Origin of the sequence: Microbacterium sp. H6, assembly GCF_003314775.1 — a bacterium.
GTDB classification, from domain to species: domain Bacteria; phylum Actinomycetota; class Actinomycetes; order Actinomycetales; family Microbacteriaceae; genus Microbacterium; species Microbacterium oxydans.
The window spans coordinates 759-1,005 of sequence record NZ_QOAY01000004.1; the positions used below are offsets into that span (position 1 = coordinate 759).

The window sequence follows — 247 nt, forward strand, 5'->3', positions numbered from 1 at the left end:
TGCCAGGTCGACCGTCGGGGTGTCACCCGCCCATACGAGCTCCGGCAGCAGTCCCACTGCGAGTCCGGCATGGATCAGCCGCACGTGGGCGGTGAGGTCGGCGATCTCGAAGCGCACATCGGGCTCGAACCCGGCGGTGCGGCACAGCTGCTCCGCCCAGGCGCGCGACGCGGTGCCGGCAGGTTCCAGCACCCAGGGTTCGTCGCGGGTCGACCACAGCGCGGCGACGGCGTCGGCGTGCGCGGGG

1 protein-coding gene is annotated in these 247 nt (G+C 73.7%); it reads right to left on the reverse strand.

Annotated elements, in window-relative coordinates; genetic code table 11:
* A partial coding sequence (locus DSP71_RS00120; protein WP_147251136.1) for a LysR family transcriptional regulator substrate-binding protein occupies positions 1–247 on the reverse strand: 247 nt, incomplete at both ends.